Origin of the sequence: Brevundimonas diminuta ATCC 11568 (assembly GCF_000204035.1) — a bacterium.
Lineage (GTDB): Bacteria > Pseudomonadota > Alphaproteobacteria > Caulobacterales > Caulobacteraceae > Brevundimonas > Brevundimonas diminuta.
The window spans coordinates 1,855,071-1,860,807 of the sequence record NZ_GL883086.1; the positions used below are offsets into that span (position 1 = coordinate 1,855,071).

6 protein-coding genes are annotated in these 5,737 nt (G+C 68.4%); 1 reads left to right on the plus strand and 5 read right to left on the minus strand.

Annotated elements, in window-relative coordinates; all coding sequences use genetic code 11:
- Window positions 1–515, plus strand: a 515-nt coding sequence (locus BDIM_RS12855) for a DUF1176 domain-containing protein (RefSeq protein ID WP_040346132.1), incomplete at its 5' end; no start/stop codon positions are given.
- 81 nt (window positions 516–596) lie between these two features.
- Here BDIM_RS12855 and BDIM_RS12860 read toward each other — a convergent pair.
- The 5 genes from BDIM_RS12860 to BDIM_RS12880 form a co-directional block, all read right to left on the minus strand.
- Window positions 597–2,393: a DUF885 domain-containing protein gene (locus BDIM_RS12860; RefSeq protein WP_003166036.1), complete on the minus strand. Its 1,797-nt coding sequence runs from the start codon at window positions 2,391–2,393 to the stop codon at window positions 597–599.
- A 94-nt stretch (window positions 2,394–2,487) separates the two neighbouring features.
- The gene (locus tag BDIM_RS12865; protein ID WP_003166037.1) at window positions 2,488–4,311 is read right to left on the minus strand and encodes a DUF885 domain-containing protein; all 1,824 of its coding nucleotides are present in this window, start codon (window positions 4,309–4,311) and stop codon (window positions 2,488–2,490) included.
- Window positions 4,312–4,401: 90 nt separating this feature from the next.
- Complete coding sequence (locus tag BDIM_RS12870; protein ID WP_040347012.1) at window positions 4,402–4,644, minus strand: hypothetical protein; 243 nt, start codon at window positions 4,642–4,644, stop codon at window positions 4,402–4,404.
- A gap of 5 nt (window positions 4,645–4,649) precedes the next feature.
- On the minus strand, window positions 4,650–5,483 hold the full coding sequence (gene fghA / locus BDIM_RS12875; RefSeq protein WP_003166039.1) for an S-formylglutathione hydrolase: 834 nt from the start codon (window positions 5,481–5,483) through the stop codon (window positions 4,650–4,652).
- 16 nt (window positions 5,484–5,499) lie between these two features.
- A partial coding sequence (locus BDIM_RS12880) for a hypothetical protein (protein ID WP_169312153.1) occupies window positions 5,500–5,737 on the minus strand: 238 nt, incomplete at its 5' end.

The window sequence follows — 5,737 nt, forward strand, 5'->3', positions numbered from 1 at the left end:
CCAGCGTCCCCGCCGCCCCGGCCGCGCCGCGCGTGACCGTGGCCGCCGCCGTGTCCCAGAACGGCCTGGTGCAGGACGACCTGTCGCCGGCGCTGCTGGCCCACCCCAAGGTCAAGGAATGCCTGGCCACGAGCCGCAAGGGCGAACGCTTCGAGCCGGACGTCGAGGTCGCACGCCTGGCCTCCGACAAGCTGCTGTGGAGCGTGCCGTGCGGCGAGGGCGCCTACAACTTCACCCAGGTCTATTTCATCACTCCGGCGGACAGGACCGCACCCCAGCCGGTCGCCTTCCCCACGGCCACGGGCAGCCACGACGAACTGGTCAACAGCCGCTATGACCCCAAGAGCCGCACCCTGTTCGCCTTCGGGCGCGGGCGCGGCATCGGCGACTGCGGCCGCATGGGCACCTGGGCCTGGACCGGCGAAGGCTTCGCCCTGCTGGACGAGAAAAACATGCCCAGCTGCACCGCCATACCTCAAGATCTGTGGCCGACCACCTGGCGCGCGGCGACCTGACGACAGCTCGACGCCAAACACGAAAACGGCCCGGACGCACGAACGTCCGGGCCGTCATTCGTTTCAGGCTTCAGTCACGCCTCAGGCGCGCATACGCCCTTCCAGCACCGCCAGCGGCAGGGAGCCGCTGCCCAGCACCTTGTCGTGGAAGGCGCGCAGGTCGAAGCCCGGCTTGGCTTGCGCCTCTTCGCGCAGGCGCGCGATCACCGTGTGGCCGACCTTGTAGGCGCAGGCCTGGCCCGGCCAGACCGAATAGCGGTTGATCTCGCTGTTCGAGGCGTCCAGCGGCTTGGCGCCCGAGGCCGCCATATAGTCGACCGCCTGCTCGCGGCTCCAGCGTTCGGAGTGAATGCCGGTGTCGACCACCAGGCGCACCGCCCGGAACAGGTAGGACATCAGGAAGCCCACGCGGCCCAGCGGATCGGTGGCGTAGGCGTCCAGGTCGTTGGCCGCCACGGCCTCGGCGTACAGCGCCCAGCCCTCGTTGAAGGCCGAGAAGCCGCCCGCGCGGCGCCATTGCGGCAGTTCGCCCGACTCGCGCTGCAGCGCCACCTGCAGGTGGTGGCCCGGCGAAGCCTCGTGATAGGTCAGGGTCGGCAGGGCGAACTTGGGCCAGTTCCCGCTGTCGCGCAGGTTGATGTAGTAGGCGCCCGGACGCGAGCCATCCAGCGGCGGCCCCTGATAGTATCCGCCCGGCGCGCCTGACTGGATCGACACCGGCACGCGGCGCACCTCGACATGGGTCTTGGGCAGGCGGCCGAAGACGGCGGGCAGTTTCGGCTCCAGCGCGGCGACCTGTTCGTTCAGCCACTTCAGCAGCTCTTCCTTGCCCGCGTCGGTGTTGGGGAACAGCTGGGCCGGATCCTTGTTCAGCGCCTGCACGCGTTCGCCGACCGTGCCTTGGGTATAACCCTGCGACTTCAGGATGGCGTCGATCTCGGCGCTGATCTCGGCCACCTGCTCGCGGCCCATGGCGTGGATCTCCTTGGCCGAGAGCGTGGTCGTGGTGTTCGACTTCAGCCCGGCGGCGTAGAAGGCCTCGCCGTCCGGCAGGCGCCACACGCCCGCGTCGTGCACGGCGTCGGGGCGGATCTTCTCCAGCGCCTCGATCTGGCGGGCCAAGGCGGGCTTGATCTTCTGATCGACCAGGGCGACGGCGTGCGCGTCATAACCCGACAGGTTCAGCGCCCCGGCCTTGCGGGCCAGCGACTTGACCATGGCCATGTCGGCGGCCGACGTATCGCGCAGGGTGCGGATCTGCGGCAGCATCCGGTCGATGATGAAGTCCGGCGGAATGACGCCCTGACCAGCGTCCTCACGGATCTTGGCCGTCTCGCCGTCCAGCACGCCGGCGAAGGCGTCCAGGCGCGACAGGAAGGCGTCGGCGCCCGCCGCATCCTCGATGCGGTGCTGGTTGTCCATGAAGTCGGGCGTCGAGAAATAGGCGCCCGACAGCTGGGTCACGACATAGGGGGACGGCCGGCCCGGCCCGGCGCCGTAGGCGAAGCGCGCCGTCTCGGCCGAGGTCTGACGCCCGAAAGAGGCGATGGCGTAGTTCAGCGCCCCGGCCTCGGACAGGCCGGCCTGGTCGAAGGCGCGCAGCTCGGCCCAGCGGCTGATCGCCTTGTCGCGGTCCTTGCGGATGGCGTCAGGCCCGGCTTCGCTCAGCTTGGACGACAGGCCCGCGCGGGCGCCCTTGTCCAGGCCCAGATTGGTGGCGCGCTCGGGCGACTCGTCGATGTCGGCCTCGAACCAGCCGTCCAGCAGGGCGTTCAGACGCGCATCGGCGTCGGTGACAGCGGCGGCGGCTTGCGCCAGCGTCGGCGCGGCGACGGCGGTCGCGGCGGCGGTCAGAAGAAGGCGGCGGCGGTCGATCATTCGGATATTCCCCCAACGGAGCCGCGCCGCGCCGGACGCCGCACCCAAAGCTTACTGAAATGACGGACCGGCGCGTCCGTAAGAGGTCCAGCCGTCAGGCCGGGGTCCAGGCGTTCATGGTCCGCTCCAGAACCGTCAGCGGCACCCCGCCCAGGTTCAGGCCGGTGTCATGGAAGCCCTTGATGTCGAAGCGGTCGCCCAGACGCTTCTTGGCGTCCTCGCGCAGGCGCACCCAGGTGGTGTGGCCGACCTTGTAGCTGGACGCCTGGCCCGGCCAGACGCAGTAGCGCTCGACCTCGGTGGCGATGCTGGATTCCTGATCGCCCAGGGTATCGACCATGTAGCGGATGCCCTGTTCGCGGCTCCAGCGCTTGTGGTGCAGACCCGAGTCCACGACCAGACGCGCGGCGCGGAACATCAAGGACTGCAGATAGCCGATCTGGCCGAAGGGATCGTTCTCATAGGCGCCGATCTCGTCCGCCAACTGCTCCGAATACAGGCCCCAGCCCTCGGAATAGGCCGAGAAGCCCATGACCTTCATCAGCAGCGGGGTGTCCGGCTTCTCCTGCTGCAGGGCGATCTGGAAGTGGTGGCCCGGCACCGCCTCGTGATAGGTCAGGGTCGGCAGGGTCCACTTGGGCCACTCCGCCGTGTCGCGCAGATTGATGTAGTAGGCGCCCGGACGCGAGCCATCCAGGGCCGGCGCCATGTAGTAGCCGCCCGGCGCCCCGGCCTCGATGGCCTTGGGCACGCGACGGATGTCGCAGGGCGACTTGGGCAGGCGGCCGAAATAGTCCGGCATGCGGGCCTGCATGGCCGCCATCTGGACGTTCAGCTCCTTCAGCAGCTCTTCCTTGGCCTCGTCCGTGTTCGGATAGACGAAGCGCGGATCCTTGCCGAGGGCGGCGATGCGCTGGCCGACCGTGCCTTGCGTCAACCCTTGCGCCTTCAGCAGGCCGTCGGCGCGGGCCGAGATTTCGGCCACCTGATCCAGCCCCATCTGATGCACCTCGTCCGGCGTCATCGAGGAAGTGGTGTAGTTCTTCAGCCCATAGCGATAGTAGGCCTCGCCGTCCGGCAGACGCCACACGCCGCCGTCGTGCGTCGCGCCCGCGCGCACCGCCTTCAGGGCGTCGGCCTGGCGCTGGATGGCCGGATAGACCTCTCGCGTCAGGATCGCCTGCGCCCGTGCGGCCCAGTCGCCGGGGATGTTCTTCTCGGCCGTGCGACGCGCGATCGACTGGCTCATGACCGAGTCGGCCACGGCCGTGCCGGTGATGGCGCCCATCTGCGTCAGGGTGCGGTCGATGACGAAGTCCGGCGGCACGGCCCCGGCGGCGTAGTCGATCCGCATCCGCTCGCGTTCGTCGTCCAGGCTGCGGGCGAAGTCCGACAGGCGCGACAGATAGGCCTCGGCGTCATCCGCCGCCTCGATGCGGTGCTGGCTGTCGAGGAAGTCCGGGATCTGCTGGTACGAGCCGCCCAACTGGCTGACCGTATAGGGCGAGGGGTACATCCCGCCGCCGTAGGGGAAGGCGTAGCCTTCCATCACCGTCTCGCCGAAGAAGGTCAGGGAGTCGTGATAGATCTGCTCCTTGGCCGGCAGGGCGTTGCGGTCGATGGCCGCCATGTCCTTCATGGCGGCGACGAACTTGACCTTGTCGGCCTCGACCTTGGCCTGGCTGCGGTCGCTCAGCTTAAAGCGGGCGTCGGCGTGTTCGCCCCGGTCCATGCCCAGCATGGTCAGGGATTCCGGATCCGTCAGGAGCATCTCCTGCGCGATCCGGTTCATCAGGGCGTTGAAGTCGGCCGAGGCGGTCTGCGCCACAGCGGCGTGGGCGAGGGCGCGAACCGGGCCGACAGCGGCCAGCGCTCCCCCCGCGGCGACCGACATCAGCAGGCGGCGGCGATCCATCATGAGCTTCCTCCCAAAAGCGATGGGCCGGGATGCTAGCGAAGCGATGGCCGCCCGCAAGGCTTGATCGTCGCCTTGCGGATTAAGTCTGCGTCATGCGCCCGATCTGGGCGCGCTCACATGAGCCTTGATGCAGTCGCGCACCGCGCGCTTCAGGTCGCCGGGCGCGTTCGGCTCGTCCACGCCCTCGGCGGCGAAGACGGCGCGCATGGCGGCGTCCAAGCCCTTGGGCAGAGCCTCGATCACCTTCTTCTGCCCCTTTTCATGCAGGCAGAAGCCGACCTGATTGCACAGGTCTGCGAACATCTGATCAAAGTCGGGGGCGGCGTTAGTCATCACACTCAGGCTTTCAGCCGCTTGGCGTGGAAGGCCACATGGTCGTCCACGAAGCTGGCCATGAAGAAGTAGGAGTGGTCATAGCCCGGCTGCATCCTCAGGGTCAGCCCCTGCCCGGCCTTTTGCGCCGCCGCCTTCAGCAGTTCCGGCTTCAGCTGATCGGTCAGGAAGGAATCCGCGTCGCCCTGATCCACCAGGATGTCGTCGAAAACGCCTTTCGCCGCCCCGCCTTCGATCAGCAGGGCCGCGTCATGTTTAGCCCATTTCGTCCGGTCCTCGCCCAGATAGGCGGAGAAAGCCTTCTCGCCCCACGGGCAGCGCGTCGGCGACGAGATCGGCGCAAAGGCCGACACCGACCGGAACAGTTCGGGATGACGCAGCGCCAACGTCAGCGCCCCATGCCCGCCCATCGAATGGCCGAAGACGGAGCGCGTCTTCGTCGTCGGGAACTCGGCGTCGATCAGCTCGATCAGTTCGCCCGTGACATAGCTTTCCATGCGGAAATGCGGCGCCCACGGCGCTTCCGTCGCATCGACATAGAAGCCCGCGCCCTGCCCCAGATCATAGGCGGCGTCATCGGCCACGCCTTCCCCGCGCGGCGAGGTGTCCGGCGCGACGATGATGACGCCGTGTTCGGCGGCGGCCTTATAGGCCCCGGCCTTGGTGGTGAAGTTGTCCTCGGTGCAGGTCAGGCCCGACAGCCAGATCAGGACCGGAAACGGCCCCTCCCCGGCGGGAATGAAAACTGACAGCGTCATGGGCGTGCCCGTCGTTGCGCTGTCGTGCTTCAGATAGCGCAGCGTCCCGCCGTGAACGACGTGGCTCTTGACCGTTTCCATCAACTCGAACTCCAGATCAGTCCGGCCAGACCTTGGCCATGAGGTCGTCATCGAGGACGCCCCCGTCTTCAGAGAAGTGCGCGTACCAGTCGCGCGGGATCGGGGCGACCGCCCCCTCGGGCTGCGCGCCGCCGCCCCAGGCGTCGAACTGCAGGCCGACCAGGATCGGTCCCTGCCGCACCGACGGCGCCGGAACCGCCCCGGCGGCCCCGGTCAGAGCCGCGACGACGTCCGGCTTCATCCCCGGCTCGCCG

Excerpts from the sequence above, each read along its gene's own strand:
- BDIM_RS12860 (WP_003166036.1), bottom strand. The coding sequence starts at position 2,393 with ATGATCGACCGCCGCCGCCTTCTTCTGACCGCCGCCGCGACCGCCGTC.
- BDIM_RS12865 (WP_003166037.1), bottom strand. The coding sequence starts at position 4,311 with ATGATGGATCGCCGCCGCCTGCTGATGTCGGTCGCCGCGGGGGGAGCG.
- BDIM_RS12870 (WP_040347012.1), bottom strand. The coding sequence starts at position 4,644 with ATGACTAACGCCGCCCCCGACTTTGATCAGATGTTCGCAGACCTGTGC.
- fghA (WP_003166039.1), bottom strand. The coding sequence starts at position 5,483 with ATGGAAACGGTCAAGAGCCACGTCGTTCACGGCGGGACGCTGCGCTAT.